General features: G+C 40.9%; 2 protein-coding genes. Both read left to right on the forward strand.

The genetic code is table 11. The features are described from left to right. Positions 1–434 (forward strand): hypothetical protein (locus ACU8YE_RS23775; RefSeq protein WP_446929786.1); only part of this gene is annotated, 434 nt, incomplete at its 5' end. 76 nt (positions 435–510) lie between these two features. Beyond that, a partial coding sequence (locus ACU8YE_RS23780) for a hypothetical protein (RefSeq protein WP_446929787.1) occupies positions 511–718 on the forward strand: 208 nt, incomplete at its 3' end.

Here is a 718-nt window from a genome sequence, read left to right on the forward strand (position 1 = left end):
TGATTGCTTTACTCGTAGGACTTGGGATTAGCGAGACCGCCAATAGCGAGGAGGTCCCGTTGTTGGTGACCATGCTGGTTCAATACTTGTTGATTCGCCGATTTAATTCGATTAAAGACGAACAATTGAAACAGGGGATATTTCCGTTATATCCGTCTAAAACAGCGTATACAGCCAATGAATGGCTAATCCATGGAGATTGGCAACCCTATGTTGTTTTAGCGGGTGAAGAAAACAAACGTTGCCGTAAAACGACGGAAGAGTTAGTGAAAGGAAAGTGGCACACAGCGTATACAATCCCGTCAGTGCAACTTTTGTTCCGTTTCCGCTATACGCCATTTACTTTATCCATTCACTTAGAAGAGATTGTTCCGAGAAGGTTAGACTACGAAATACCAGTAACGAACATGAAAGGAGTGGCTGGGAGTGAATAGTTTTTTTAGTGCCTTTTTATTGGTTTATTTAGTGGGGACGTGCGGGTGTATGCTATTTCATAAATAAGCAATGTCAATGGTTGTCCACTTTTTCTTTTTGATTTTTAGTGTGTTCACCGTGCTTGTTTTTAGCTATTCAACCATCGTAGAAGAAAATCTACGCTATACGGTTCCACTAATGCCGGCCATTCTTTGTCTTTTAGTGGAGATTCCTTATGTCCGACAATTTTTCAAAGAAAAGCCATGGAAAGAGTGGTGGAATGATGTTGCGCAAAAAAGAAAGT

The sequence above is a fragment of the Ralstonia sp. VS2407 genome (assembly GCF_052950655.1).